This is a genomic window from Paraplanobispora takensis (assembly GCF_016863195.1).
Taxonomy (GTDB): domain Bacteria; phylum Actinomycetota; class Actinomycetes; order Streptosporangiales; family Streptosporangiaceae; genus Planobispora; species Planobispora takensis.
In genome coordinates this window covers 63942-89470 of record NZ_BOOK01000005.1, presented here as the reverse complement: position 1 = coordinate 89470, position 25529 = coordinate 63942, and the positions used below count along the sequence as shown (strand labels likewise).

General features: G+C 72.1%; 30 protein-coding genes. 15 read left to right on the top strand and 15 right to left on the bottom strand.

The window, feature by feature from the left end; translation table 11 throughout:
• Positions 1 to 2: 2 nt before the first annotated feature.
• The 4 genes from Pta02_RS04725 to Pta02_RS04710 form a co-directional block, all read right to left on the bottom strand.
• Entirely contained in the window at positions 3 to 2099 is a 2097-nt protein-coding gene (locus Pta02_RS04725; protein WP_203873414.1) for a hypothetical protein, read from the bottom strand.
• 110 nt (positions 2100 to 2209) lie between these two features.
• Positions 2210 to 2965 (bottom strand): class I SAM-dependent methyltransferase, encoded by a 756-nt coding sequence (locus tag Pta02_RS04720; RefSeq protein ID WP_203873413.1) that lies wholly within the window; start codon positions 2963 to 2965, stop codon positions 2210 to 2212.
• Positions 2966 to 3091: 126 nt separating this feature from the next.
• Entirely contained in the window at positions 3092 to 4174 is a 1083-nt protein-coding gene (locus Pta02_RS04715; RefSeq protein ID WP_203873412.1) for an ABC transporter substrate-binding protein, read from the bottom strand.
• 65 nt (positions 4175 to 4239) lie between these two features.
• On the bottom strand, positions 4240 to 4413 hold the full coding sequence (locus Pta02_RS04710; RefSeq protein WP_239129578.1) for a putative acetyltransferase: 174 nt from the start codon (positions 4411 to 4413) through the stop codon (positions 4240 to 4242).
• A 160-nt stretch (positions 4414 to 4573) separates the two neighbouring features.
• On the opposite strand from Pta02_RS04710, the gene fdxA reads away from it, so the two are divergent.
• The 3 genes from fdxA (at position 4574) to Pta02_RS04695 (ending at position 6783) form a co-directional block, all read left to right on the top strand.
• Positions 4574 to 4900 carry a ferredoxin gene (gene fdxA, locus Pta02_RS04705; RefSeq protein WP_068901325.1) on the top strand — a complete coding sequence of 109 codons (327 nt, stop codon included), beginning with the start codon at positions 4574 to 4576 and terminating at the stop codon, positions 4898 to 4900.
• A 108-nt stretch (positions 4901 to 5008) separates the two neighbouring features.
• Positions 5009 to 6088, top strand: a complete 1080-nt coding sequence (gene dapC, locus Pta02_RS04700; protein ID WP_203873410.1) for a succinyldiaminopimelate transaminase — start codon at positions 5009 to 5011, stop codon at positions 6086 to 6088.
• Between the two features lie 11 nt (positions 6089 to 6099).
• Positions 6100 to 6783: a DUF4178 domain-containing protein gene (locus tag Pta02_RS04695; RefSeq protein ID WP_203873409.1), complete on the top strand. Its 684-nt coding sequence runs from the start codon at positions 6100 to 6102 to the stop codon at positions 6781 to 6783.
• Positions 6784 to 6811: 28 nt separating this feature from the next.
• Here Pta02_RS04695 and Pta02_RS04690 read toward each other — a convergent pair whose 3' ends face one another.
• Positions 6812 to 7609, bottom strand: coding sequence for a hypothetical protein (locus Pta02_RS04690; RefSeq protein WP_239129576.1), 798 nt, complete (start codon positions 7607 to 7609; stop codon positions 6812 to 6814).
• 117 nt (positions 7610 to 7726) lie between these two features.
• Entirely contained in the window at positions 7727 to 8440 is a 714-nt protein-coding gene (locus tag Pta02_RS04685; RefSeq protein WP_203873407.1) for a MerR family transcriptional regulator, read from the bottom strand.
• Between the two features lie 75 nt (positions 8441 to 8515).
• Between Pta02_RS04685 and dapE the strand changes: the two genes are divergently transcribed.
• The 3 genes from dapE to Pta02_RS04670 all read left to right on the top strand — a co-directional run bounded on the left by dapE (position 8516) and on the right by Pta02_RS04670 (position 11400).
• On the top strand, positions 8516 to 9577 hold the full coding sequence (dapE, locus tag Pta02_RS04680; protein ID WP_203873406.1) for a succinyl-diaminopimelate desuccinylase: 1062 nt from the start codon (positions 8516 to 8518) through the stop codon (positions 9575 to 9577).
• 431 nt (positions 9578 to 10008) lie between these two features.
• Entirely contained in the window at positions 10009 to 10803 is a 795-nt protein-coding gene (locus Pta02_RS04675; RefSeq protein WP_203873405.1) for an LOG family protein, read from the top strand.
• Between the two features lie 9 nt (positions 10804 to 10812).
• Positions 10813 to 11400 (top strand): LOG family protein, encoded by a 588-nt coding sequence (locus tag Pta02_RS04670; protein ID WP_203873404.1) that lies wholly within the window; start codon positions 10813 to 10815, stop codon positions 11398 to 11400.
• A 25-nt stretch (positions 11401 to 11425) separates the two neighbouring features.
• Here Pta02_RS04670 and Pta02_RS04665 read toward each other — a convergent pair whose 3' ends face one another.
• Together Pta02_RS04665 and Pta02_RS04660 are read right to left on the bottom strand one after the other, a co-directional pair.
• Positions 11426 to 11590 carry a hypothetical protein gene (locus Pta02_RS04665; protein WP_203873403.1) on the bottom strand — a complete coding sequence of 55 codons (165 nt, stop codon included), beginning with the start codon at positions 11588 to 11590 and terminating at the stop codon, positions 11426 to 11428.
• Between the two features lie 51 nt (positions 11591 to 11641).
• Entirely contained in the window at positions 11642 to 11962 is a 321-nt protein-coding gene (locus Pta02_RS04660) for a hypothetical protein (protein ID WP_203873402.1), read from the bottom strand.
• Positions 11963 to 12004: 42 nt separating this feature from the next.
• On the opposite strand from Pta02_RS04660, the gene Pta02_RS04655 reads away from it, so the two are divergent.
• A complete protein-coding gene (locus Pta02_RS04655; RefSeq protein WP_203873401.1) occupies positions 12005 to 12655 on the top strand; it encodes a hypothetical protein in 651 nt (216 codons plus the stop codon).
• Positions 12652 to 13218, top strand: coding sequence for a DNA-3-methyladenine glycosylase I (locus tag Pta02_RS04650; RefSeq protein ID WP_203873400.1), 567 nt, complete (start codon positions 12652 to 12654; stop codon positions 13216 to 13218). Before Pta02_RS04655 ends, Pta02_RS04650 begins: the two co-directional genes overlap by 4 nt.
• Before the next feature lie 14 nt (positions 13219 to 13232).
• On the opposite strand, the gene Pta02_RS04645 is transcribed toward Pta02_RS04650, so the two are convergent.
• The 3 genes from Pta02_RS04645 to Pta02_RS04635 form a co-directional block, all read right to left on the bottom strand.
• Complete coding sequence (locus Pta02_RS04645) at positions 13233 to 13544, bottom strand: hypothetical protein (RefSeq protein ID WP_203873399.1); 312 nt, start codon at positions 13542 to 13544, stop codon at positions 13233 to 13235.
• Between the two features lie 148 nt (positions 13545 to 13692).
• Complete coding sequence (locus tag Pta02_RS04640) at positions 13693 to 14475, bottom strand: enoyl-CoA hydratase-related protein (RefSeq protein WP_203873398.1); 783 nt, start codon at positions 14473 to 14475, stop codon at positions 13693 to 13695.
• A gap of 13 nt (positions 14476 to 14488) precedes the next feature.
• Positions 14489 to 15271 (bottom strand): PaaX family transcriptional regulator, encoded by a 783-nt coding sequence (locus Pta02_RS04635; protein ID WP_203873397.1) that lies wholly within the window; start codon positions 15269 to 15271, stop codon positions 14489 to 14491.
• Positions 15272 to 15461: 190 nt separating this feature from the next.
• On the opposite strand from Pta02_RS04635, the gene Pta02_RS04630 reads away from it, so the two are divergent.
• Positions 15462 to 15629 carry a DUF3117 domain-containing protein gene (locus Pta02_RS04630; protein ID WP_068901342.1) on the top strand — a complete coding sequence of 56 codons (168 nt, stop codon included), beginning with the start codon at positions 15462 to 15464 and terminating at the stop codon, positions 15627 to 15629.
• A gap of 178 nt (positions 15630 to 15807) precedes the next feature.
• Positions 15808 to 17271, top strand: a complete 1464-nt coding sequence (locus Pta02_RS04625; RefSeq protein WP_203873396.1) for a leucyl aminopeptidase family protein — start codon at positions 15808 to 15810, stop codon at positions 17269 to 17271.
• A gap of 9 nt (positions 17272 to 17280) precedes the next feature.
• Here the strand turns inward: Pta02_RS04625 and Pta02_RS04620 are convergent, their stop codons facing one another.
• Positions 17281 to 17931: an O-methyltransferase gene (locus Pta02_RS04620; protein WP_203873395.1), complete on the bottom strand. Its 651-nt coding sequence runs from the start codon at positions 17929 to 17931 to the stop codon at positions 17281 to 17283.
• A gap of 170 nt (positions 17932 to 18101) precedes the next feature.
• Between Pta02_RS04620 and sigE the strand changes: the two genes are divergently transcribed.
• The 4 genes from sigE (at position 18102) to Pta02_RS04600 (ending at position 21760) form a co-directional block, all read left to right on the top strand.
• On the top strand, positions 18102 to 18734 hold the full coding sequence (gene sigE / locus Pta02_RS04615) for an RNA polymerase sigma factor SigE (RefSeq protein WP_203873394.1): 633 nt from the start codon (positions 18102 to 18104) through the stop codon (positions 18732 to 18734).
• 76 nt (positions 18735 to 18810) lie between these two features.
• On the top strand, positions 18811 to 19353 hold the full coding sequence (locus Pta02_RS04610; RefSeq protein ID WP_203873393.1) for an anti-sigma factor family protein: 543 nt from the start codon (positions 18811 to 18813) through the stop codon (positions 19351 to 19353).
• 353 nt (positions 19354 to 19706) lie between these two features.
• Positions 19707 to 21290, top strand: a complete 1584-nt coding sequence (locus Pta02_RS04605; protein ID WP_239129574.1) for a S1C family serine protease — start codon at positions 19707 to 19709, stop codon at positions 21288 to 21290.
• A 104-nt stretch (positions 21291 to 21394) separates the two neighbouring features.
• Complete coding sequence (locus Pta02_RS04600) at positions 21395 to 21760, top strand: sec-independent translocase (protein WP_203873392.1); 366 nt, start codon at positions 21395 to 21397, stop codon at positions 21758 to 21760.
• Positions 21761 to 21896: 136 nt separating this feature from the next.
• On the opposite strand, the gene Pta02_RS04595 is transcribed toward Pta02_RS04600, so the two are convergent.
• Positions 21897 to 23039: an Mrp/NBP35 family ATP-binding protein gene (locus Pta02_RS04595; protein ID WP_203873391.1), complete on the bottom strand. Its 1143-nt coding sequence runs from the start codon at positions 23037 to 23039 to the stop codon at positions 21897 to 21899.
• Positions 23040 to 23238: 199 nt separating this feature from the next.
• Between Pta02_RS04595 and Pta02_RS04590 the strand changes: the two genes are divergently transcribed.
• Positions 23239 to 23727 carry a MarR family winged helix-turn-helix transcriptional regulator gene (locus Pta02_RS04590; protein WP_239129571.1) on the top strand — a complete coding sequence of 163 codons (489 nt, stop codon included), beginning with the start codon at positions 23239 to 23241 and terminating at the stop codon, positions 23725 to 23727.
• 41 nt (positions 23728 to 23768) lie between these two features.
• Here Pta02_RS04590 and Pta02_RS04585 read toward each other — a convergent pair whose 3' ends face one another.
• Together Pta02_RS04585 and Pta02_RS04580 are read right to left on the bottom strand one after the other, a co-directional pair.
• A complete protein-coding gene (locus Pta02_RS04585) occupies positions 23769 to 24266 on the bottom strand; it encodes a DUF1003 domain-containing protein (protein WP_203873390.1) in 498 nt (165 codons plus the stop codon).
• A 2-nt stretch (positions 24267 to 24268) separates the two neighbouring features.
• Positions 24269 to 25501, bottom strand: a complete 1233-nt coding sequence (locus tag Pta02_RS04580; protein WP_239129555.1) for a magnesium transporter MgtE N-terminal domain-containing protein — start codon at positions 25499 to 25501, stop codon at positions 24269 to 24271.
• Between the last annotated feature and the right edge of the window lie 28 nt (positions 25502 to 25529).

Genomic DNA, 25529 nt, shown 5'->3' with positions numbered 1-25529 from the left:
GGCTACGCCAGCAGGGACTGGAGGTCGCGGTCCCCGCGCTCACGCAGGCGGGTCAGCAGCTCGGGCAGGCTCACCGGCCCGGACATCCCGACCCTGGTGCCGATCACCCGCGCGGCGTGCTCGACGGTCTCGCACGGCGCGGTGTAGCCCACCAGGCGCAGGGCCCGCACCACCGGCTCCATGCCCGTCCCGGCGGCCGGCAGGTGCCTGGCGCGCAGGACCCCCTCGTCGGACAGCGTCAGGAACAGGTGGCTTCCCTCCTTGGCGCCCGCGTCCCGCAGGAGGGTGCTCAGGGACTCCAGGACCGGCCGGTCGTGCCAGCTGACGACCAGCTCGCCGACCACGCTGCCGACCGTGCGGCTGTCGCCGGGCGCCATGCCCAGGTAGGCGGCGAACCCGCTGGGCAGCGGGCACTCCGCGCCTTCGAGGTGCTCGGCGGTGACGTCGATCCTCAGCCACCATCGGCCGTCGGGCTGCCGGAAGCAGCGCCGGGTGAGCGCGACGTCCTTGAGGGGCCGGAACGGGGCCTTGGCCCAGGCGGGGTTCTGCGGCGGCCCCTGGGCGGGTTCGTCCTCCGGATGTCCGGCGTACGGGTCGGAGATCGGCCCGGCGTACGGCGCGGAGAGCGGGTCGGCGTGCGGTGCGGGAGGCGGGCCGGACGCCTGGACCGGGATGGCGCCGTTGGAGCGCTGGGCCGCGGGATCGCCCCCGCCGAGGATGCGCAGCTGGGGGACGTTCTCCAGCCACTCCTCGGCCACCTCGGGGTGGATGCCGAGGGTGGAGACCAGTTCGAGGGCCCGGCTGACGGTGGGCGGGCGCTCGGCTCCGCCGATCAGGTCGCGGGTGCGGTGCTGGAGCTCGGCGATGTCGCCGTCCACCAGCCAGCCGTCGACCACGTAGTAGTCGGTCAGCGTCGCCAGCACGAACTGCCAGGCGGGCACGTCGAGCGAGCGCAGCTCGCGCGTGTGCCAGCCGGCCGCGCCGATCAGCCGGTTGCGCGGGGCGGCCTTGCCGAGGGCCGTCCTGATCTCCGCGAGGTGCTCCCGGTACGGCGCCGCCTCCTCCGAGCCGAGCCAGCCGGCCAGCCGGCGCCGCAGCCCGGCCTCGATCTCGCCGATGCTCTCGGGCGAGACCGCGAAGAGCTTGGCCAGCGCCTCCACGGTCGCGGGCTCGTCGCTGAACACCCGGTTCTGGGCGACGGCCCAGCTCGTGTCCTCCAGCCCGGCGAAGACGCCGTCCACCAGAGCAAGCAGATCGCGCGGCTCGTCCACCCCCACGTCCGGGGATACGGCTGCGCGGTGCCCGGCGTTCACGGGTGCGACGAGGTCTTCGTCCGGGTTTGCAGGCTCGGGTAGGTCTTCGTCCGCATTTGCGGGCGTGACGGCTTCTTCATCCGTGTCCGCGGGCGTGACGGCTTCTCCGTCCGCGGCCACGGCGCCGTCGTGCTCGGCGTCCACGGGCACGGCGGTCTCCCCGCTCACGCTCGCGGATGCGACCGGGACGTGCTCGGCGGCTTCCTCGTCCACACCGGCTTCGGCCGTTTCGGCCGCCTCGTCCACTTCGTCGACTCCGGCCGCGTCCACGGGCGTGGCCCCGATGAACTCGGCCTCGATGAACTCCGACGCGAGGGGGGTCTCGGCCGTACCGCTCTGCGCCGCGGGCACGTGTACGGGCGGCGCCTGCGCGGCGGGGGGCGCGGGGGCCAGGTGGGCGAAGACCGCGCCGAACAGGGCGTGCAGCACGGGGCGGGCCTGGATGAAGGGCTGGTCGCGCAGGTCGTGACCGGTCAGGGAGAGCAGGCCGGGCCACGAGCCGGCCCGGTCGAGGGCGATGGACGTGCAGGGCTCGTCGGCCTCTTCCGGGTCCAGGACGTACAGGGCCGGCAGCACGTCGCCCACGGCCGCCGCGGGCCAGTGCTCCAGGGCGATCTCCGCGAGCAGTTCGGCCAGTTCCTGGGGCGGCACCACGGCGAGCACCCGCGCCAGCGGCAGGCTCCGCCACCAGGCGTCCGGAAGGGCCGGCCGGTCGCGCAGAAGCGGGATCGCGGCCGCGTCGCTCCAGCGCAACGGCGGCACGAGGTCACTCAGACAGAAGTTCATCCGTTCCCTTCACCAGCCCCTCAAGCCGCCTGTTCCACTCCTCGCCGCTGGAGAACGAGACTCATGGAACAGACCTTAGTCTGGCAAATCACCCCAGCGCACGAGTCTGGTCAACGGCGTACGGCGGCGAACCTCAGCCGCACGTAGTCGGCCACCCACCCGGTCTCCCGCCGCAAAGCGGGCGCTGCCAGCTCATTCACCCGGCGCAGCAGGGATTCGACCAGGTTCACCGGGACTCCTCGCAGCAGCGAACCGGCGAACATCCGCACCCAGTCCGCCGCACCGTTGGGGCATTCGTCAAGTGGAGTCGGCCGGTCGAAGTACTCCAGAATTCGGACGGTGAACCCGCCCTTCTCCAGGCGCGTGGCGTACTCGGCCGGGGTCGGGAAGTACCACGGCAGATCGGGCTCGTGCAGACCGTGCTCGCGCCAGGCCGTGGAGACCGCGGCGGTCAGCGCGGCGCAGTTGCCCGCGCCGCCCATCTCGGCCACGAACCGCCCGCCCGGGGCCAGGGCCTCGCGGACGCTGGCGATCACCGCGTCCGGCTGCCGGCCCATCCAGTGCAGAGCCGCGTTGGAGAAGACCGCGTCGTACGGCTGGGCGAGCACGAAGTCGTGACCGTCGCCGACGATGAAGTCCAGCCCGGGGTACTGGGCCAGCGCCTTCTCGATCATCGCCTGTGATCCGTCGATGCCCAGGACGTGGGCGCCCCGGGAGGCGATCTCGGCCGTCAGCACTCCGGTGCCGCAGCCCAGGTCCACGATGCGCTCCCCGGGCTGGGGGTCGAGGAGGTCGACCAGGGGGGCGCCGTGCGCCGAGACGTAACCGAAGCTGCTGTCATAGGTGCGAGCGTTCCACCTGATCATGCTCGGTGTATCGAATCGCAAGATGATCAGCTCACATTCTGAGAAGACGCGGCCTCGTGCCGGTACTCTCCTGACACTTTAGAGCCTCAGGCATGTCGCGACATATCAGTCCCACCGGCATCAGTGTCACTCAACCGCCACGGCCCACTCACTTCGGATGTACGCCCTGGCGGCGTCGGTCTCCGGGACGGTGAGCACCACCGGCCGCGCCGCGGTCTCCGGGAGCCTGCGGGCGAGTTCCGCGTCGAGCGTCCCGCGCATCCGCATGGCCTCCATGCGGGCCGGGCGGGCGTAGCCCTTCAGCAACAGGTTCTGGCCCCGGTCGGAGAAGAGGAACTCCTGCCAGAGCCGGGCGGCGGCCGGGTGCGGGGCGTCCCTGCCGATGGCCTGCACGTAGTAGGAGCCGAGCACGCCGCCGCCGGGGATGACGACCTTCCAGCCCTTCCGGCTCGCCACGCGCCCGGCGTTGAGGAAGTCCCAGTCGAGGACGGCCGTGGGCGTGGCGCCGGGCTCGGCGAGGTTGCCGGCCTCCTTCAGGCGGCCGAAGAACTCCACCCCGCGCCGCGCGTCGGGCCTGCCGGGGCCCTCCGCGCCGCCCCGCCCGAAGGCGGTCGCCATCACGCCGCCGAAGGCGGCCGCGCTGTCGCGGGGGTCGCCGGGGAGCCAGAGGCTGTAGCCGGGCTTGAGCAGGTCCTCGTAGGAGGCCGGGGCGGGCACCTTGGCCGCGTCGTACCCGATGGACATGTAGCCGCCGTAGGCGGCGTACCAGGCGCCGTCGTAGTCCTTGAGGTCGTCGGGCAGGTCCTGCCAGCCGCGCACCTTGTAGGGGGCGAAGGAGCCGGCGTTGGCCACCGCCACCTCCAGGCTCAGGTCGAACACGTCGGGCTTGAGCCGCGGGACGGCCTCGATCTCCTGCGCGCTGCTGGCGCCCGGTTCGAGCTCGTTGACCTTGATGCCGTACTCGTCGGAGAAGACGTCGATGATCTCGCCGTAGTTCGCCCAGTCGCGTGCCAGGCCGATGACGTTGAGCGATCCCTCTTTCCTGGCCTCCTCCACGAGGCGCTCCATGCTCGTGAAGCCCTCCTGGAGGGAGGCGGCCTGGAGCTTCACCGGGGGGAGCGGCCCCTGCTCGGGAGCGGGGACGGCGGAGCTGCATCCGGTGATCACGGAGACGAGGATCACGGCGGCGGCGATGCTGCGTACGGTCACCCGCCGGATCCTTCTCGGGTCCCACCGGGGCGGTCGAGGAGGCGCGAGCGTTCTTGGTGAACGGCTTACGCCCGGCTCACGACAACCTTGGCCGCGGCGAGGGTGTCCTCGGGGATCTCGACGAGGGTGCCGTCACGCTTGCGCACGCCCAGCACGCCGTCCCGCCAGAACTCCAGCAGGCCCACGGCGTCGCGGAAGCCCTCGGGGACCCGTCGCCGGACGGTCACCCTTTCGCCCACGTCAGCTGGGGTTATGGTGATATTCAGCCGAGCGCCGAATGCGGGGGACACCGCAGAGGCCCCCCTCCTGTTCCAGACATATGGCGGGCACGGCAATACTAGGGCGTAGCAACCCGCGGTCGAAGTCGTGCCTAGGTGCGTAAAGAAGAAGGAGCCCGAGGTGACCTACGTCATCGCGCAGCCTTGCGTGGACGTCCTGGACAAGGCGTGCATCGAGGAGTGCCCCGTCGATTGCATCTACGAGGGCGAGCGCATGCTCTACATCCACCCCGACGAGTGCGTGGACTGCGGTGCGTGCGAGCCCGTCTGCCCCGTTGAGGCGATCTTCTACGAAGATGACCTTCCCGAGCAGTGGAAGGACTTCTACAAGGCCAACGTGGACTTCTTCGAGGACCTGGGGTCGCCCGGCGGCGCCTCCAAGGTCGGCAAGATCGAGAAGGACCACCCGGTCGTGGCGGCCCTGCCCCCGCAGGCCGAGGAGCACTAGAAAGCCCGTGTGCGCGGGGGCGGCGCGTCGCGCCGCCCCCGCGCACGGGTTCCATCGACGACCTTCCCCCCTCCCCGCCCGGGTGGGGGCATGCCAGCGGGGAGAGCTGTGATCGGGCTGCCGGACTTTCCATGGGATCGGCTCACGCCGTACAAGGAACTGGCGCAGGGGCACGAGGACGGGATCGTCGACCTGTCGGTGGGCACCCCCGTGGACCCCGTTCCCGACGTCGTACGGCGGGCGCTGGCCGACGCCTCCGACAGCCCCGGCTACCCGCTGACCTACGGCACCGAGCGGCTGCGCGCCGCCGCGGCCGGATGGCTCCGGCGCAGGCACGGGGTCGTCCTCGACCAGGCGGACGTGCTGCCGCTGATCGGCTCCAAGGAGTTCGTGGCCTGGCTGCCGACGCTGCTCGGCATCGGCTCCGGCCAGCGGGTGATCTTCCCCGAGCTGGCCTACCCCACCTACGACGTGGGCGCCCGCCTGGCCGGCGCGCAGCCGTACGCCACCGACGGGCTGCTCGCGCTCGGGCCCGAGCGGGTGCCGCTGGTGTGGGTGAACTCCCCCTCCAACCCGACCGGCAAGGTCCTGCCCGCCGAGCACCTGCGCAAGGTCGTCTCCTGGGCGCGCGAGCACGGCGCGATCGTGGCCTCCGACGAGTGCTACATCGAGCTGGGCTGGGAGGAGCGGCCGATCTCGGTCCTGCACCCCGACGTGTGCGGCGGCTCGCACGAGGGACTGCTCGCGGTGCACTCGCTGTCCAAGCGCTCCAACCTGGCGGGCTACCGGGCCGGCTTCGTGGCCGGGGACCCCGCGCTGATCCGGCGACTGCTGGAGGTGCGCAAGCACGCGGGCATGATCGTTCCGGCCCCGGTCCAGGCGGCGATGACCGCGGCGCTGGACGACGACGCGCACGCCGAGGAGCAGCGGGCCCGCTACGCCGCGCGGCGGGCGGCGCTGCGCCCCGCCCTGGAGGCGGCGGGCTGGCGGATCGAGCACTCCGCCGCGGGCCTGTACCTGTGGGCGTCCAACGGCGAGAACTGCTGGGACCAGGTGCGGACCCTGGCGGAGAAGGGCGTTCTCGTCGCTCCGGGTGACTTCTACGGGGCGGCCGGCGACCGTCATGTCCGGATCGCCGTGACCGCCGGTGACGAACGCGTCGATGCGGCGGTGCGCCGGCTCCAGTAGGATCCCGCGGCATGACCCCTGCGGTCGCCGTGATGCTCGGACTCGGCGTGATCACTGTGGTCCTGCTGCTGGGCGCGTTCTACGCGACCACCCGCCAGGACCGCAGGACGCCCGGGGACGGGTTCTCCGGCGAGACCCCCCTGCCGCCGCCGGTCGAAGCCGAGCGGTCGCCTCCGCGCGGGCCTGTGCAGGACACGGGCCATGTCGGCATCGACTATCCCGACCCCCGCACGATCAAGGTGGGCGACACGATCGAGTGCCAGGGAGCGCGCTCCCGGGTCCTCGGGGCGGTCTACCTGTCGTGCCAGGGCGTCCAGTGGACCGAGTACATGCTCGACGACGGCAGCCGCCACCACCGGTGGCTGTCGGTCGAGACGCGCTCGGGGAACACTCCGGGCGACGCCCCCCACCTCGAAGTGCTGCTGTGGACACCGGTGCCCACACAGGGGATGGTCCCCGCCAAGCGGATGATCATCGTCGAGGGAGCCGAGTTCTTCCCGGCGGACCGGGGCACCGCCTCCTTCCGCGCCGAGGGCTACACCGGCATGCCCGACCGGGGTCTGCTGGACTTCGCCGACTACCACGCGGCCGACGGCCGCCTGCTCTCCTTCGAGCGGGTCCAGGGCGGAGCGTGGAACTCCTCCTACGCCCAGTCGCTCCCGCCGGGCTCGATCATGATCGACAGGAAGGTCTGAGGGGCCCCGATCCGGGGACCCGCCGACCTCAGGAGATCTGGACCCGCTCCCGGGAGGCGCCGGCGTCGGGCTTCCAGTCGCCCTTCTCGCCCGTTGTCACGCTCCAGGCCTGACCGTCGTAGCTGATCCGGCGCAGGCCGTACTTCTGGGCGTGGGCGAGCGACCAGGTGGCGATCAGCCAGCCCCGCCTGCGCGAACCGGCCTCCAGGGTGGTCCCCGCGCCGAGCGTGCGGGCCAGCTCCTGCTCCGCCCCGTCCGGTGAGGGGGAGGGCGCGGGAGTCTCCTCGCCGCCGGGAGGGAACCAGCAGTGCACCGCCTTGGGCACCCGGCCGGTGAACGCCGCGGCCAGGATCTTGGCGTTCTCCTCGTGCTGGGCGTACAGCGAGCCGTCGGCCGAGCGCTGCACCTCCTGGGCGGCCTCGTGCAGCGGGATCTTCCGGTAGTTCTTCACCTTGACCAGGGCGGCGAAGAACTTGCCGCTGGCGTAGACCGGGTCGACGAGCTTGTCGGGCGGTCCCCAGCCCTGCGAGGGCCGCTGCTGGAAGACCCCGAGCGAGTCGCGGTCGCCGAAGGTCAGGTTGAGCAGCTTGGACTCCTGGATGCCGGTGGCGTAGGCGATCACCACGGCGCGCTCGGGCAGCTTGCGGCGGTGGGCCACACCGGCGATCGCCGCCGCCACCTGGGCCTGCTCGATGTCCAGGTCGAGGCTTCCCCGCGGGGTGGTCACCCGGCAGCCCTCGCGTGCGACGGTCAGAGTGTCGAACCGGTTGATCAGGATGAAGACGCCCACGGTGATGGCCACCGCGAGCACGGTCACGATCACCATGATCGCGATGACTCCATTGGATAACCGCCGCCGCACGGAGAAGAACCTACATGCCCACGACTGGTGTGCGGTCCGGCAAACCCTGTCGGACAGGAGATTGCGCTCAGTAAGGGCAGATCACCGGCCGAGCAACCGGACGACGTGCCGCTGCGCGGGGGACAGCTCGCCGATCCTGCCACCCCGCACGGCCCCGCTGGGACGGGTGTCGAAGAAGGGCCGCAGCAGGCGGCCGAGATCCTCGGCCAGGACCGCGACCTCGGGGGCCTCCGGCGGGGTGTCCCTGAGCTCCTCGAAGCGCAGGCCGACGTCCCACAGCCGGCGCCTGAGCCCCTCGTCGCCGATCGACGCCCGGTAGGCGCCGGCGAGCGCCCCGGCCAGCCCCGGCACCGCGGCGCCCAGCAGGGTGATCGTCTCCCTCGCCCGCTCCAGCAGCGGGTGGGCCGGGACGACGCGCTCCAGCTCGCCGACGATCTGGGCCAGCTCCGGGGTCGGGGCCGGGTCGGGCCCGGTGTGCCGCAGCTCGGCCAGCATCGCCCGCTGCCGCCGTACCGCCTCCTCCTGGACGGCCAGGTCGGCGTCCAGGCCGGCCAGGGCCCTGCGCAGATCCCCGTCGGGCCCGGGGCCGGTGCCCAGCACCCGGCCGATGTCGGGCAGGTCCACCCCGAGGGCCACCAGCCGCCGGATCCTGATCAGGCGGACCACGTCGGCCGTGCCGTACAGCCGCCGCCCCTTCGCGTCCGGCGGGCCGGGCAGCAGGCCCATCCGGTGGTAGCGGCGGACCGTTCCGACGCTGACCCCGGCCAGGGCGGCGAGCTCCCCGATGCGCAACACGTCTTCCAGTAAAACCCACGTTCCGGCGAAACCCGCGCTCCGGCGGAACCCGCGGGCGGCGATAAGGTCGCGGACATGAGTACGCGGCTGGATCTCACACAGGACGTCGGAGCGCTCACCGCGCGCATCGTCGACATCGAGTCGGTCAGCGGCGGCGAGAAGACGCTCGCCGACGCGGTGGAGGAGTCCCTGCGGGCCCTGCCGCACCTGAGCGTGGACCGCGACGGGGAGGCGGTCGTGGCCCGCACCCGGCTCGGCCGCGGCGAGCGGGTGGTGATCGCCGGGCACATCGACACCGTCCCGGTCGCCGGCAACCTGCCCAGCCGGGTCGAGGGCGACCTGCTGTACGGCTGCGGCACCTCCGACATGAAGAGCGGGGTCGCGGTCGCGCTGAGGCTGGCCGCCGCGCTGGAGGCGCCGAGCCGGGACGTGACCTACGTCTTCTACGACTGCGAGGAGATCGAAGCCGAGCGCAACGGGCTGCTGCGGCTCAGCCGCAACCGCCCGGACTGGCTGGCCGGCGACTTCGCGGTGCTCATGGAGCCCACCGACGGGACCATCGAGGGCGGCTGCCAGGGGACCCTGCGGGCCCAGGTCGTCACCCGGGGCAAGCGTGCCCACAGCGCCCGCTCCTGGCTCGGGGTCAACGCGATCCACGCCGCCCGGCCGGTGCTGGAGATCCTGGAGGCCTACGAGGCGAGGCTGCCGGTCGTCGACGGGCTGGAGTACCACGAGGGCCTGAACGCGGTGGGCGTCTCCGGCGGGGTCGCGGGCAACGTGATCCCCGACGAGTGCGCGGTGACGGTCAACTACCGCTTCGCCCCCGACCTGTCCCTGGAGGCGGCGCGCGAGCACGTGACCGAGGTGTTCGACGGCTTCGAGGTCCGCTTCACCGACGGCGCCCCCGCCGCCCGCCCCGGCCTGACCCACCCCGTGGCGGCCGCCTTCGTGACGGCCGTGGGCGGCGTCCCGAGGGCCAAGCTCGGCTGGACCGACGTCTCCCTGTTCTCCACCCTCGGCGTCCCGGCCGTCAACTACGGCCCCGGCGACCCCAACCTCGCCCACCAGCGCGACGAGCACGTCTCCCTGTCCAAGATCGCCGACTGCGAACACCGCATGCTCACCTGGCTCACCTGAGGACCTTCCATCCCCCCGGCCCCAGGAAGCCTCCCGTGGTCACGGCCTCCCGCGAGGGGGCGCCGGGGAACCAACCGAGGAACGCCCGCAGCCCGTGAGGAGGCGCCGGTGAAGCAACCGAGGAACGCCCGCAGCGAAGCGAGGACGTGACGAGGGCGGGAGCCGGATCGCGGAGCCCCCGAGCCTGCGACGCGTCAGCGTCGCCGTCAACACAGCGAGGGCAGGAGCCGGATCAAGGAGCCCCCGAGCCGCCGTGCGCAGCACGGCCATACAAAAGAAAGTGGCTTTCCTCGCCGGCCATTTGGCGGGGAAAGCCACTTTCAGTCCCGAGCAGCACCCTCGGCAGTTAGACGCAGCCTCCTGGAAATCCGGTTCCGTGTCTCCGGAGAGAATTTCAAGATTTTTTGTGGGGTGGCGCTAGCGTGATCGGCATGAAGAAGACACGTCCGGAGCGCCGTCAGGGATCCGCTGTGGTCCGCGGCGACTTCGTCCCCGATTCCACCTACGACCAGCGGCTCCTCGATCGCCGGGGGCCGGCGGACTGGCTGCACATGGATCCGTGGCGGGTCCTGCGCATCCAGGCGGAGTTCGTGGAGGGCTTCGGCCAGCTCGCCGAACTGCCCCAGGCGGTGACCGTCTTCGGCTCCGCCCGCACGCCCGAGGACTCCCCCGAGTACGCGCTGGGCGTCGAGCTCGGCCGCAAGCTCTCCGAGGCGGGCTACGCCGTGATCACCGGTGGCGGTCCGGGCTGCATGGAGGCGGCCAACAGGGGGGCCGTCGAGGCGGACGGCGTCTCGGTCGGGCTCGGCATCGAGCTGCCCTTCGAGCAGCAGATGAACGAGTACGTGGACCTCGGCATCGAGTTCCGCTACTTCTTCGTCCGCAAGACCATGTTCGTGAAGTACTCCTGCGGGTTCGTCACGCTTCCCGGCGGGTTCGGCACCCTGGACGAGCTGTTCGAGGCGCTGACGCTCGTCCAGACCCGCAAGGTGACCTCCTTCCCCGTGGTGCTGATGGGCACGGAGTTCTGGGGCGGGATGATCGACTGGATCAAGTCCACCCTCGCGGCCACGGGGAAGATCTCCCCGCAGGACCTCGACCTCATCCACGTGACCGACGATCCGGACGAGGCGGTGCGGATCATCGTCGACGCGGATCGCAACAGGTCCAGGCTGCGCGAGGAGGAGGCGCAGGCGGTCGAGAACACGGTGGGCGACGCCCAATAGGGTTGATCCGTGTTTATCTGCGTATTCCTGGCGTCGAGCCAGAAGATCGACCGGAAGTACCTGGCCCTGGCGGAGGAGGTGGGCCGGGAGCTCGCCGGACGCGGGCACACTCTGGTCAGCGGAGGCGCCACGGTGTCGTGCATGGGGGCGGTGGCGCGGGCGGCCCGCGCCGCCGGCGGCCGTACGGTCGGGGTGATCCCGCAGGCCCTGGTGGACGTCGAGATCGCCGACGAGGAGTCCGACGAGCTCGTCGTCACCGCCGACATGCGCGAGCGCAAGGGGATCATGGACGCCCGCTCCGACGCCTTCCTGGTGCTGCCCGGCGGCATCGGCACGCTGGAGGAGCTGTTCGAGATCTGGACGGCGCGGACGCTGGGGCTGCACGACAAGCCGCTGGTGATCCTGGACCCCTGGGGTCTGTACGCACCGCTGCGCGAGCTCGTCGAGGGCATGCACGAGGCCGGTTTCACCCGCCCGAACGTCTTCGACGCGATCTCCTGGACCACCACGGCCGAGGAGGCCTTCGAACTCCTGGAGAAGACGCCCCGGCACCTGGTCCCCAGCCCGGAGGAACTGGGCGAGGCCAGCCCGGCCTGACGCGCCGCCCGCCGTACCCGGCCGGTCACCCCTCGGATGGCCGGCCGGGGCGGCGCCGGCCGTACTGCAGCAGGATCACCGCGGCGATCCACCGGCATGTCGGGTAAAGGGGGTCCCGCTTCTCCTGCGCGGCGGCTGCGTCGTCGCGCCCGGTCGTCGCCTGCTCCGTCATGACCACCTTCCGTCCCACGCCTATGCAAGCTCCTCAGAGCTGTCAAGACCGGACGGATCAGGCGGCGCCTCAGGCGAGGCCGCGGCGGGCCAGGGCGGGGGGCCTGCGGCCGGCCAGGGACTCGGTCATCTCGACCGCGAGCCGTACCTGACCGGGCCGTGAGGTGCGGAAGACCCGGGCGCCCAGCCAGGCGCAGACCGAGGCCGCGGCCAGTTCGGCGGCCTCCTCGTCGTCCGGGGACCTCCCGTCCTGCGCCCCGGCCAGCTCCCCGGGGGTGACGACGACGGTGTGCCCGGCCCGGACGAGCCGTTCGATCTCCGCGACCGAGCGGGCCTCGACCCAGCCGGCCTCGCCGCCGTCATCCGGTCCGATCACCATGAGCGCCGCCATGCCACGATCCTAAGGCGGGAGAGTTGTGGCACGATTCGTAGTGTGCTGCTGGTCGTACTCGCCCTCGCCGCCCTCGCCATCCTCGCCGGTGTGGTGATGGTCGCCATGGGGAAAGGCGGCGAGCTCACCGAGTTCGCCCCCGACGTCCCCCCGCTCGCCCTGCCCGAGGCCGGGCAGCTCAACGCCGTGGACTTCATGGCGCTGCAGCTGCCGGTGAGCCTGGTCGGCTATCACACGCAGAGCGTCGACGAGGCGCTGCAGCGCGTCGCCAACGCGCTGAGCGAGCGCGACACCAGGATCGCGGTGCTGGAGCAGCGGGTCTCCGAGCTGCTCGCCAGCAGGCTCCAGGCGCGCCAGGAGGTCCACGCGGCCCCGGCGTACGGGCCGATCACCCAGCACAAGCCCGAGATCCCGCGCGAGGAGCCCGCCGAGGTGTCCGGGGACGCCGCCGGGTCCTTCGGCGGCTGGGAGGGCCCGTCGTCGGAGAACGGCGGGGCGCCCGCCGAGCACGCGGAGGCGGCCGGTCGCACCGGTACGGCGCGCGCCGGCCAACCCGAGGAGGCGGCCGGTCATACCGGTACGGCGAACGCCGGGCAGCCCGAGGAGGCGCCCGACGACCAGGCGGAGGCCGCGCCGGCCGATCGGGCCGAGACCGCGTCCGCCGGGCGGGCGGAGGCGGAGGAGTCCCGGTGACCGGGCGGCAGAACGGGTCCGTGCGCTGCGGGTGGGTGACCTCCGCCCCCGAGTACATCGCCTACCACGACGACGAGTGGGGCCGCAGGGTCGAGGGCGACGACCGGGTGTTCGAGCGGCTCACGCTGGAGGCCTTCCAGTCGGGCCTGTCCTGGATCACGATCCTGCGCAAGCGGGAGAACTTCCGCGCCGCCTTCGCCGGGTTCTCCATCCCGGCCGTGGCCGCGTTCGACCGGTCGGACGTGGACCGGTTGCTCGCCGACCCGGGCATCGTCCGCAACCGGGCCAAGATCGAGGCGGCCGTCGCCAACGCGCGGGTCGCGCTCGACGTCGGCCTCTCCGACCTGGTCTGGCGCCACGCCGACCCCGGATCTCCGGTGCCGGCCACCGACGCCGACGTGCCCGCCCAGACCCCCGGCTCCAAGGCGCTGGCCAAGGAGCTGCGCAGGCACGGCTTCCGCTTCGTCGGCCCCACCACCGCCTACGCGCTGATGCAGGCCATCGGCCTGGTCAACGACCACGTCGCCGACTGCTGGGTCAGGGACGCGGTCTCGGTCCCCTGACCGGGGCACGGCCCTCACCCCCGGCGACGGGCCTGTTCCTCGGCGACGATCGCCTTGCCCTCCTCGCCGGTGATCCCCAGCCGGGTGTGCAGGTTGTGCAGCGCCCTCCCCTGGAGCACGACGACCCCGATGCCGAGGAGGGTGCCCAGGAACGCCGCCGGTTTCGTCGCGGCGGGAGGGACGACCACCATCAGCAGGACGAACAGCGCGATCACCGCCGGGGCGAGGATCAGCACCCGCAGCCTGGTGCGCCGGGACGTCTCGTACAGGGCGGTGCGCTCCTCGGGGGTGAGGCGACGCCCGGAGGCGGGCTGAGGGCTGGACACCTGTGCTCCTCCAGGAGGGACCGCCGGGCCGGGACGCGCTCCGGTGCCGGAGACGCGTTTCCCGGAGTCCCCTGCCCGGCGCGTCACCCCCTCGGGCCCGATCCCGGCAAAGATCCGGGAAAGGCCCCGGTGGAGGGGCGGGGAGGACCTAGTGACCCTCGAAGACCGGTCGCTCCTTCTTGAGGAAGGCCCGGGTGGCGTTCAGGTGGTCGTCGGTCTTGGCGCAGGCGTCCTGCAGGTCGGCCTCCAGCTCCAGCGCCTCGCCCAGGCCGCTGTCCGCCGCGAAGGCCAGCGCCCGCTTGGTGGCGGCGTAGGCGGCGGTGGGGCCCTGCGCCAGCCGTACGGCGAGAGCCCGGGCCGCGGCGTCCAGCTCCTCGGCCGGGACGACCTTGGAGACGACGCCGAGCTCCATCGCGCGGGTGGCGTCCAGCGGCTCGCCCAGCAGCAGGAGCTCGGCCGCGCGAGCCGGGCCGACCAGGCGCTGCAGGGTCCAGGAGGCGCCGGAGTCGGGGGCCAGGCCGATCCCGGTGAAGGCCATCGCGAACTTGGCCTTCTCCGAGGCGATCCGCAGGTCGCAGGCGAAGGCCAGGGAGGCGCCCGCACCCGCCGCCACGCCGTTCACCGCGGCGATCACCGGCTTGCCCATCTCGGCGATCGTGCGGACGATCGGGTTGTAGTGCGCGCGCACCGTGTCGTTCAGGCCGCGACCGGCCTCCAGGTTCGCGGCGTGCTCGTTGAGGTCCTGTCCGGCGCAGAACGCCCGGCCCGACCCCGTCAGCAGCACCGCGCGCACGGCGAAGGCCTGGGAGGCCCGGGTCAGCGCCTCAAGCAGCTCGGTCTTCATCCGGACGGTGAGCGAGTTCATCGCCTCGGGGCGGTCCAGCGTGACGGTGGCGACCCCGTCGTCCACGGAGTAGAGGACATCGTTCAACGGAAAGACCCCTTCACTGTTCGGTCAGCTGACTGTCGACGAACGCCGCGGCCGCGGGGAGCAGCCGGGCGGCCTCCTGCTCGAAGTAGGCTCTGGCCTTCTCCCCGGGCCAGCCGTCCGGCAGCAGGCAGGCCGGGAGCCCGGGATCGCGGAAGAGGAAGTTGCGCCACCCGTGCAGCAGCCTGCTGCGGGTGGCGAAGACGCGGTCGTCGGGGGAGCCGTCCGGCAGGGCGCCGATCAGCTCCATCGCCTGGGACAGCCACTCCTCGTAGGCCGTCCCGATGGCCTCCAGGTCCCAGGTCCTGGCGACCATGGCCTGCGGGTCGCCGTCGAGCACGGCCTCGAACCGCTCGGCCACGGCGTTCTCGCCCGCGAGCAGGGAGTCGAGCTCGGGGGAGGAGCGCGGGCCGATCCAGGTCGTCTCCGACAGCGGCGCGTATCCGAGGAAGGACAGGTCGGCCCTGACCCGCTCGCGCCGCGGGCGCTCACGCATCGGCGGGAGCACGACCAGGTGCCAGCGGCCCGACCAGGCGATCGTTCCGGCCCGGTAAATTCTCAGTGCGGCCTCGTCGAGGCGGCGCACGCACTTGGGGGTGACCTCGTAGCCGGGACCGCTGGGCAGGCGGACGGGGGTGAGCCAGCCCTGCCGGACCATCCGCGAGATGGCCGTGCGCACGGCGGGAGCCGCGATCTCCAGGGGGGCGAGCAGCCGGACCAGCGCGGCCACGGACGCACGGCCGCCCCGGGACCGCAGGTGGTCCCCGTACAGGTCGAACAGCGCGGCGCGGGCGTTCACGAAGACAAGTTTGGTCGTCCGGAGGGGCTGCGGACAACGGTATTGAGCGCTTGATGGCGAGATGCGGAACCTGATCGTTCCCAATCCGAGTGCGGAGGCGGGATAATAGGACATCACAGAAGACGTGAATGCGTCGGCCACCCTCGGGTCAGTCGGAGATCCGGAGCCCGAAGCAGGAAGGGATACACGCATGGCGGCGATGAAGCCGAGGACCGGCGATGGTCCGCTGGAGGTCGTCAAGGAAGGCAGGGGCATCGTCATGCGGGTTCCCCTGGAGGGCGGCGGCCGGCTCGTCGTCGAGCTCTCGGCTGACGAGGCAGGGGCCCTCGGCGAGGAGCTGAAGAAGGTCGTCGGCTGAGTCCGGCCTGATCTCCGGCGGGGTGTGACGGGCGCCGACCTACGTGCTCCGAGAAGCATGACACCGACGATGGCCCGTCCGACCGCGACCGACGACACGGCCCTGGCCGCTGGACCGCCTCCATGGTGGCTCGCGCCAGGGCCGTGGTGTTTCCCGGTTCACGATCTGGAGTTGTCACGTGCCCATACAGACCTCGATCACCACGGTCGCGCAGGCGCCGGCGGACGCCGCCCTGCTCGCCGTCCCCTTCGGGGAGGATCTCGCCCCCCGGGTCGAGCTCCCCGTCCCCGTCACCCCACTGCTGGAGCACTACCAGGCCAAAGGCGAGGCGGGCGAGATCGTCGAGGTGCCGGTCGTCCGCGGTGACGCCGTCGGGCGCGTGCTGCTGTACGGCGTCGGCGACGGCTCGGCCGCCGCGCTGCGCAAGGCGGGGGCGGCGGTCGCGCGCCGGGCCAAGGGCCGTGACGCGCTCAGCGTGGTGCTGCCCGACGGGGCGCGGGCCGCGTTCGTCGAGGGCGCGCTGCTGGCCGCCTACACCTTCCGGATCGGCGAGAACGGCTCCGGCGCGGTCGCCGCGATCGAGTTCGCGGGCGAGGACGCCGAGGCCGAGGTGGCCAGGGGGCGGGCGATCGCCGGGGCGGTCGCGCTCGCCAGGGACCTGGCCAACACGCCGTCGTCGGAGAAGAACCCCGAGTGGCTCGCCGAGCGGGCCCTGGAGCAGCTGGCCGAGGACGGCCCGCAGGGGCGCACCAGCGCCCGGGTGTGGGACGAGGACGCGCTGCGGTCGGGCGGCTTCGGCGGCATCCTGGCCGTCGGCCAGGGCTCGGTGAGCCCGCCCCGGCTGATCCAGCTGTCCTACGAGCCCGCCGACGCGCCGGAGCGCCGCGCCCGGGGCGAGCGGATCGAGCACTACGTCCTGGTCGGCAAGGGCATCACCTACGACACCGGCGGCCTGTCGCTCAAGCCCACCGAGAACATGAAGTTCATGAAGACCGACATGGCGGGCGGAGCGGTCGTCATCGCGGTGCTCGGCGCGCTGGCCGGGCTCGGGGCGCCGGTCCGCGTCACGGGCCTGATCGCCGCCGCCGAGAACTCCTTCTCCGGCTCCGCCCAGCGGCCCGGAGACGTGATCACGCAGTACGGCGGGCGGACCGTCGAGGTGCTCAACACCGACGCCGAGGGCCGCCTGGTGATGGCCGACGCGCTGGCCTACGCCGACGCCGAGCTCGACCCGGACCTCATGGTGGACATCGCCACCCTGACCGGGGCGATCGGCATCGCGCTCGGCAAGGGCCTGGGCGCCCTGTTCGCCTCCGACGACGGGCTGGCCGCGAGCCTGGACGAGGCGGGGGAGGCCAGCGGCGAGCGACTGTGGCGAATGCCGCTGATCGACGACTACGTCCCGGCTCTGGAGTCCGCGGTCGCCGACCTGGCCAACATCGAGGCCGGGTCCGCCTACGGCGCGGGGTCGATCACCGCGGCGCTGTTCCTGCGGGAGTTCACCGGCGGGCGGCCGTGGGCCCACCTGGACATCGCCGGGGTCGGCCGCAGCACGGCCGACGAGGGCCTGCTCACCAAGGGCGCGACCGGGTTCGGCGTCCGCCTGCTGCTGGAGTGGCTGACCGGCCGCCCCGGCCGGTGAGACTGAGCGCTAGGCGGTGAGCTTGAGCGCGGCGAGGATGCCGTCGCCGAGCGGGAGCAGGAGCGGGCGGAGCCGTTCGTCGGCGCGCACCAGCTTGCCCAGCTCCCGTACGGCGACGGTGTCCGGGTCGCGCTGGGTCGGGTCGGCGACCCGGTGGTGCCACAGGGCGTTGTCGAACACCACGATGCCGCCCACCCGGAGCAGCCGGACGGCCTCGGCCAGATAGTCGCCGTACTCCTGCTTGGCGCCGTCGCAGAAGACCATGTCGTAGCCGCCGTCGGACAGGCGGGGCAGCACGTCGAGGGCGCGGCCGGTGATCAGCCTGACCCGGCCGCCGGAGAACCCCGCCTGGGCGAAGCTCTGGCGGGCCAGGCGCTGGTGCTCGGGCTCGACGTCCACGCTGGTGAGGGTGCCGTCCTGACGCATGCCACGGAGCAGCCACAGGCCGGAGACGCCGCAGCCGGTGCCGATCTCCACGACGGCGCGGGCGTTGATGGCCGTGGCCAGGAAGCACAGGGCGGCGCCGCCGCTGGGGGCGATCGGGGGCGCGCCCACCTCCGCGCCCCGCAGGCGTGCGGTGCGCAGGATCTCATCCTCGGGATGGAAGTCCTCGGCATAGGCCAGAGTGGCCTCCAACGGACTTGTCGGCGTCTCTGCCATCGGCCTCTCCTCCCGCTTTCTCCGTACACAGTCATATAGGACTGGGTCGCAGCCTAGGGGAGTCAGGCCCGATCGGGAACTCATGTCACGCCCGGTGCGTTGCACGGTTTAAGCGGCCTTTGCCGGTCCTGAAGGTAGTGAGTACGCATGAAGGGACGAAACCAGGCACTATGGCGATAGCGGTGGTCCCGGAGAGAGGAGTGCCGGTGGACGGATCCGACCACCAGGCGGATGCTCCCGTGTCTGACTGGACGCCTCCCACCTGGGAGGAGGTGGTCCGGACCCATTCGGCCCGTGTCTACCGGCTGGCCTATCGGCTGACCGGGAACGTCCACGACGCCGAGGACCTCACCCAGGAGGTCTTCGTCCGGGTCTTCAGATCCCTGTCGAACTACACGCCGGGCACCTTCGAGGGCTGGCTGCACCGCATCACGACCAACCTGTTCCTCGACATGGCGCGGCGCAAGCAGCGCATCAGGTTCGAGGGGCTCGCCGACGACGCGGCCGAACGGCTGCGCGGGCGCGAGCCGTCCCCGGCCCAGGCCTACGACGACAACCATCTGGAGCCCGACATCCAGGCGGCGCTCGACGCGCTCGCCCCGGAGTTCCGCGCGGCCGTCGTCCTGTGCGACATCGAGGGACTGTCCTACGAGGAGATCGCCGCGACGCTCGGGGTGAAGCTCGGCACCGTCCGCAGCCGCATCCACCGCGGCCGGGCCCAGTTGCGTGACGCGCTGGAGCACCGTGCGCCGCGAGACGAGCAGTTCCCCCCGAGTGTCACTCGCGGGGAGGAGTTGGCATGACGAACCAGCGAAGGCCCGAAATGAGCACCACCGTCAAGGGCGAATGTCACGACGAGTTGCTTGGCAAGGAGTCGGCATGAGTCATCTTGGAGAACGGGTTTCGGCCCTCGTCGACGGAGAGCTGAACCACCACGAGCGCGACCGCGCCCTGGCCCACCTGACCTTCTGCGCAGGCTGCCGGGCCGAGGTCGACACCATGCGCGCGCTGAAGAGCCGCCTGCGGTCCCTGGACGGGCCGTCGATGCCGGCGGACCTGACCGTGTCGCTGTTGCGGATGGCCGAGCCCGGTGGCCCGCTGCCGCCGCGGGAGCGGCCTTTTCCGGCGCCCAGGACCTTCGGCGGGGCGCCGATTCCGAGCATGCACAGCATCGCGCCGCCGGACAACCGGCCCCGAGGACGCGCCGCCGGACCCCGCCGGTCGCGCCGGGCGGGTTACGTCGCGGTGGGCTTCGCCTCGGCGGCCGTGGCGCTGGGCACGCTGTTCGTCGTAGGAGGGGCCGAGTCCGGCCCGCGCCCGCCGGCCGACATGTTCGCCAACCAGCACGGGGACATCGCGCCGTCCAACAGCCGTACGGCGACGCCGACCCCGCTGCCCACGCCGCTGTCTCCCAGCCCGTGACGGGGCCGCTCGCCCGGTGACGCGCCCCCGCGCAGGGGCGCGTCCCGTGCCGTGCGACGGGGCGGTCATCCCGTGCACGACGTCTCTCCGCGATACTGGTATCTGATGAATTCAGATCGTATGGCTGTGATGTCTGTTTCTCCGGGACCCCATGCGCCCGGCGAGTGCCCCGGTGCGGGCATGTACGACGGCGTCACGGGCATACGATCGGGATCCGGGCGGGGCCGCCCCCGCCTGGGACGATCCCTCCGGATGAGGCGTGCTTTATGTCTCTCGTATGCCGTTCCAGGGAAAATGGCGTGGCCTGCTGCCGGCGAGCGGTCTCATACGAGGCGAGGAGTAGTGAGTAGTCGATGACCGACGACCCCCGCACCCACCAGGGGAACGATGCCGAGGGGCGCGCGCCGTCGGATCTCGCCGACGCGCCGGTCCGGTCCCCGGAGCCCTCCCGGCCGGAGTTCCTGCCCGCCGAGGGCGCCGCGCCCGCCGAGGAGCCCGGCGGCGAGCGTCCCGGTGACGGCTGGAGCCAGCTGGGCGGGCCGCCCGCACGGGACCGCTGGGACCAGCCCGCGCCGCAACAGGGCCGGGCCGGATCCACACAGGACACCGGCTGGGGCGACCCCTCTGGCCGCCCGCGTTCGGACACCGCGACCATGATCGCGGCTCCGGGGCCGCCCGCGCCGCCCCGCAACGACACCGGGGTCTTCGGCAACCCGCCGCCCCCGCCCTCCCAGGCGTTCGGCATGGGGCCGGGCTGGGCGCCGCCGCCCGCCTCCGGCGCGACCGTCGCGCCCGTCGGAGCCCCCGTCAGGCGGGGCATGGGCATCGGCACCTTCGTCGCGCTCGCCGTGGTCATCGCCCTGCTCGCCTCGGCGCTCGGCAGCGTCGGCACCTACCTGCTCACCCGCACGTCGGGCTCGGGCGTGGACCCCTCCTACAACCTTCCCGCGGCCGGCTCCGGCGCCTCCAACCCGAGGCCGCCGGAGTCCGTGGCGGGCGTGGCGACCAAGGTGCTGCCCAGCGTGGTCTCGCTGGCCGTCGAGGGCGGGGGGAGCTCGGGCACCGGCTCCGGCTTCCTGATCAAGGGCGGCTACGTGGTCACCAACAACCATGTGGTCGCGGCCGCCGCCGGCGGCGGGCAGATCCAGATCCAGTTCAACAACCGCAAGTCCACCTCGGCCCGGATCATCGGCCGCGATCCCGAGTCCGACCTCGCCGTGGTCAAGCCCGAGGAGACCTTCGGCATGCCGGAGATCACCCTCGGCAACTCCGACAACGTGGTGGTGGGCGACCCGGTCATCGCGATCGGCTCCCCCCTCGGACTGACCGGCACGGTCACCACCGGCATCGTCAGCTCCCTCAACCGCCCGGTCCAGGCGGGCGAGGAGAACAGCTCCGACACCACCTGGTTCAGCGCCATCCAGACCGACGCCGCGATCAACCCCGGCAACTCCGGCGGCCCGCTGGTCAACGCCAACGGCGAGGTCATCGGCGTCAACTCGGCCATCGCCACCCTGGGCCGGCAGATGGGCGAGCAGGGCGGCAGCATCGGCCTCGGCTTCGCCATCCCGGTCAACCACGCGCGCAGGGTCGCCGAGGAGCTGGTCACCACCGGCAAGGCGAGCAAGTCCCGGATCGGCGTGATGATCGACCCCCGGTACGAGGGGACCGGCGTGCGGATCGCGAGCGAGGCGGTGGAGGGCAGCGCGCCGGTCACGCCGGGCGGGGCCGCCGACAAGGCCGGTCTCAAGCCGGGCGACGTCATCCTCGAGGTCAACGGCCTGGTCCTGCAGGACGGCAACGAGCTGATCGCCCTGGTGCGGGGCAAGGCGCCGGGCGACAAGCTGGAGGTCAAGTACCTGCGCGGCGGCCAGGAGAAGGCCGCCACCGTGATCGTGCAGGCGGATGTGGCCACCCCCACGCCCGCTCCCTCCTGACCGGCGGCCCGTGCGGGTGCATGCTTGAGGTCGGGAGCATTAGTCTGGAAGCTCTCCGGGATCCGTCCCGGAGAGCGACCTCGTTGAGCCCGTAGGAGATCACAGTGTTCGGACTCGGCTGGCCTGAGATCGCGGCGCTGGTGGTCATCGCCCTGCTGGTCTTCGGCCCGGAGAAGCTGCCGCAGGCCGCCGCCCAGGCCGGCAGGACCCTGCGCAACCTGCGCCGGATGGCCAACAACGCCAAGGAGGACCTGCAGACGGGACTCGGGCCCGAGTTCGCCGACTTCGACCCCGCGGACCTCAACCCGAAGAACTTCGTCCGCAAGCACCTCACCGCCGACCTCGAGGACGACTGGAACGCCTCCGGCACCGCGGCCGCCGTACCCGTCGCCGCCACCTCCTACGCGGCCGAGCCGGCCGCGGAGCTCGGCTACGGCGAGATCCCGCCGTATGATCCGGAGGCCACCTGAGCCGCCGGTACGGCGAGATCCCGTCCGCGCTGTCCGTGCCGATCCGGAGGCCACCTGAGCCGCCGGTACGGCACGCGACGAACGACAGAACGACAGGAGGCGCCCCCCTCGGGGAGCGCCTCCTGTCGTTCTGCGGCTAACGGCCCCGGGTGGGGGAGATGCCCAGCTGCAGGCCCTTGATGCTGCTCGACTTCTTGCTCAGGCCCGCCGCGATGCGGTGCAGTTCGGCCGCGGCCGGCGCGTCGGGGTCGGTGAGCACGAGCGGCTTGCCCTCGTCGCCGCCCTCGCGCAGCCGCATGTCGATGGGCACCTGGCCCAGCAGCGGCACGCGGGAACCGAGCGTGCGGGTGAGCGCGTCGGCCACGGTCTGGCCGCCGCCCTCGCCGAAGACCGAGATCTTCTCGTCGCAGTGCGGGCAGGGCAGCCACGCCATGTTCTCGATGACGCCGGCGATCTGCTGGTGGGTCTGCGCGGCGATGGAGCCGGCGCGCTCGGCGACCTCGGCGGCGGCCTGCTGCGGGGTGGTCACCACCAGGATCTCCGCGGACGGCATACGCTGCGCCACCGAGATCGCGATGTCGCCGGTGCCCGGGGGCAGGTCCATCAGCAGGACGTCGAGGTCGCCCCAGTAGACGTCCGCCAGGAACTGGTGCAGCGCGCGGTCGAGCATGGGGCCGCGCCACACGACCGGGGTGTTGCCCTCGGGCTTGAACATGCCGACCGAGATGACCTTGATGTCATGCGCCACCGGCGGCATGATCATGTCCTCGACCTTGGTGGGCCGCTCGGAGACGCCGAGCATGCGGGGCACGCTGTGGCCGTAGATGTCGGCGTCCACGACGCCGACCTTCAGGCCGTTGGAGGCCATGGCGGCGGCCAGGTTCACCGTGACGGAGGACTTGCCGACTCCGCCCTTGCCCGAGGCGACCGCGAACACGCGGGTCAGCGAGCCGGGCTTGGCGAACGGGATCTCCTTCTCGGGACCGCGGTCGCCGCGCAGCTTGGTCTGCAGCGTCTTGCGCTGCTCGGTGCTCATCACGTCCATCTCGACCTGGACGCCGGTCACACCCTCGACCTTGGAGACCGCGGCGGTGACGTCGCGGGTGATGGTGTCGCGCATGGGACAGCCCGCCACCGTGAGGAAGACGCCGACGCGCACCACCCCTTCGGGGGAGATGTCGACGCTCTTGACCATGTCGAGCTCGGTGATCGGCCGACGGATCTCAGGGTCGTTGACGGTCGCGAGGGCGGCCGTCACGAGTTCCGGGGTAGGTGCCATCGAAAGTGTAGGCAAGAGACCGCCACCTTGAGGGCGACGGGGGATGCCGTCCCTCCTTGTCGTGTGTCGTCCAGACGTTCAGGGGCCGGGTCCATGGTATGAACCCAGCGGGACTGCGAAGAACTCCGGGGGTGGGCACGCTGAACCGATCCGGACAATTCGCTATGTAGATGCGCATGCAACGTTCTAAGGTTACTCCGTGACCGTGACGGCGAGCGAGTCAAGAGACGCCATCGGCCCCGGGGAGATCAGTTCCGAGGAGCTGGTGGTCTGGCGCATGCTCCAGCGGGCCCAGGTGCGCATCACCCGGCTGCTGGAGACGGATCTGCTGGTCGAGCACGACCTGGCGCTGGCCTCCTACGACGTGCTGAGCCAGCTGTCGGAGGCGCCCGAGCGGCGGCTGCGGATGAACGACCTGGCGGAGCGGGTCCTGCTCTCGCGCAGCGGGCTGACCCGGCTCATCGACCGGCTCCAGCGCGACGGCCTGGTCCAGCGGGAGGCCTGCGCCAGTGACGCGCGCGGCCTGTTCGCGGTCCTCACCGACGCCGGCGCCCTGCGTCTGGCCGAGGCCACCCCCACCTACCTGCGCGGCATCCGGACCCGCTTCCTCGACGTGCTCGACGCCGACGAGCTGCGCCAGTGCGCGGCCATGCTCACCAAGCTGTTCCCCGACGCCGCCGAGCACTGAGCGGTGAGCCCGGCCGCCGGCGGCCGGGCCCGGGCGGCGGCTCACCGGACCACGTTGGAGCGGGGGAGGGCCGCCTCGGAGGACTCCCGGAGATCCTCCTGGAGACGCTGGAGCTCCGAGCGGATGTAGTCGCGGGTGGCCACCTCGCCGAGCGCGATGCGCAGGGCCGCGATCTCGCGGGTCAGATACTCGACGTCGGCCTGGTTGCGCGCGGCGGCCCGGCGGTCGTGCTCGTTCTGGATGCGGTCCCGGTCGTCCTGCCGGTTCTGGGCCAGCAGGATCAGCGGGGCGGCGTAGGAGGCCTGCAACGACAGCATGAGCGTGAGGAAGATGAACGGGTAGGGGTCGAACCGCCAGGCCTCGGGGGCGAAGATGTTCCACAGGATCCAGACCGCGACGAAGCCGGTCATGTAGACGAGGAACCTGGCGGTGCCGAGGAACCGGGCGATGCGCTCCGACAGCCGTCCGAAGGTCTCCGGGTCGTAGTGCGGGCGCAGGCGCAGGCCCAGTTCCCTGGGCTGGTCGAGCCGGTCGGTCATGCTCACGCTCCTCCGTGGTCCTCGTGCTCCCGCCAGTCGCCGGGGAGCAGATGGTCGAGCACGTCGTCGACGGTGACCGCGCCGACCAGCAGGCCCGCCTCGTCCACCACCGGTACGGCCACCAGGTCGTAGGTGGCCAGGTAGGAGGTCACCTGCTTCAGGGTGAAGTCGGGTCTGATCGGGTCCAGGGAGTCGTCCATCACGGTGCCGATCAGGGTGGACGGGGGCTCGCGGAGCAGGCGCTGGAAGTGGGCCAGGCCGAGATACCGGCCGGTCGGCGTCTCGACGGGCGGGCGGGTCACGTAGACCTGGGTGGCCACGGCCGGGATGTGGTCCCTCTGGCGGATGTGGGCCAGCGCCTCGGCGACGGTGGCGCTGGGCGGCAGGATGATCGGCTCGGACGTCATGATGCCGCCCGCGGTGTTCTCCGGATAGATCAGCAGCCGCCGGACCGGCGCGGCCTCCTCGGGCTCCATCAGCGCCATCAGCGCCTCGGCCTGGTCGAGGGGCAGGTCCTGGAGCAGGTCGGCCGCGTCGTCGGGGTCCATCTCCTCCAGCACGTCGGCGGCGCGCTCGGGGGCCAGCCGGCTGAGGATGCCGATCTGGTCGGGCTCGGGGAGCTCCTCCAGCACCTCGGCGAGCCGCGCGTCGTCCAGGGCGGCGGCGACCTCGACCCGCCGCTTGTCGGACAGCGTGTGCAGGGCGCTGGCCAGGTCGGCGGCGCGCTCGCTCTCGAAGGCGGCCAGCAGCGCCGCGGCGCCCTGGTCGTCCTGCACCGTGTCGAAGCCGGTGACCTCGTCCCAGTCCACGATCACGCTGGCGCCCCGCCGCCGAAGGCCGAGCACGGAACCGCTCTTGACCAGCGCGACCTTGGTGATCAGCCACTCCGCCGCCCTGGTCTTCTCCATGGACAGGTCCAGTACGGTCATCTTCCGGCCGCCGGCCTCCACGGTCCGGTCGAGCATCTCGGCGATCACCAGGGTCTCCGAGGCCCGCTGCTCGAACCTGCGCATGTTGACCCGTCCGCTGAAGACGATCGCGCCGGCCTCGATGCCGAGCACCCGGGTGATCGGCACGAAGATCCGGCGGCGCGGCTGCACCTCCACCACCAGGCCGTGCACGTGCGGCGGCGCGGCCCCCGGCACCGTCACCACCACGTCGCGCACCCGGCCGATCTGGTCACCGGCCGGGTCGAAGATCGGGGTGCCGGCGAGCCGGGCGATGAAGATCCTCACATTTGAAGCGTAGGCCGTATCCCCGGAC